Below are 873 nucleotides of genomic sequence, written 5' to 3'. Positions count from 1 at the left end.
CATCAAAGGCTTCGTACTCAGTGATTATGCAGACCGTTCTGGAGAAGGCATTCAAGCTCTTGGAAAGTGGCTCGCAGAGGGTAAGTTGAAATATGAGGAGACCATTGTAGAAGGCTTTGATCAAGCACCGCAAGCTTTTTTACAATTATTTGAAGGTAAGAATCTTGGTAAAATGCTCGTCAAAGTGAAAGGGAATGAATAATTGACTTTCATGTTAACGAGAATATGTCGGAATAACTCGTATCCTCGTATCTTGGCACTCGATTTGCCGCTTTCGTAATAAACATTCCGAAGGCTGCCTGCATTCTCGCCCAAGCGTTCGCTAAGGACGATCCGTTGTATGAGCATATTTTGCCAGATGAGAAAACGAGAATTAGCGTATTGAATATTTTTTTTCATCGGTATATTGAAATGCTATCCTTATTCGGATCTGCTTACGACGTCGGATAATTATGAAGCTGTAGCGTTGGTGTTCTACTCGGAACGCGAAGCTGGGACCTTTCGATCAAAAGTAAAGTATCTAAACCGGATTGGACTTGCTATTATTAAGTCGTTGCCGATCTGTCAAGTCATTGGGGTTCGCGGATTTTTTCGAGGATTATCAATATTGCGCAGCATGAGTTCATCGTGGTTATCGATGCTAGGCGATCAGCCTTATATGCATTTGGATATGCTTGTTGTACAGGAACCCTATCGCGGACAGGGCTACGTATCGAAGGTAAYCAAGCCGATGCTCGCTGAATGTCAAGAGAAAAATATCGCATGCACATTAGAGACACAGACATTAAGCAATTTACCTATATATGAACATTATCATTATCGGACGGTGAAGGTCATACCACTGCTGAATAGTAAGCTTGAGCAGTTCTGTAT

2 protein-coding genes are annotated in these 873 nt (G+C 42.0%); both read left to right on the top strand.

Annotated elements, in window-relative coordinates; translation table 11 throughout:
* A partial coding sequence (locus tag AC1DWN_RS34500; protein WP_477563305.1) for a zinc-binding dehydrogenase occupies window positions 1-202 on the top strand: 202 nt, incomplete at its 5' end.
* 267 nt (window positions 203-469) lie between these two features.
* Window positions 470-873 (top strand): GNAT family N-acetyltransferase (locus AC1DWN_RS34495; protein ID WP_477563304.1); only part of this gene is annotated, 404 nt, incomplete at its 3' end.

It is taken from the genome of Paenibacillus sp. P4_A7 (assembly GCF_056402455.1).
The sequence above is the reverse complement of the archived record's forward strand: the minus strand, read 5'-3'. Positions and strand labels throughout refer to the sequence as shown.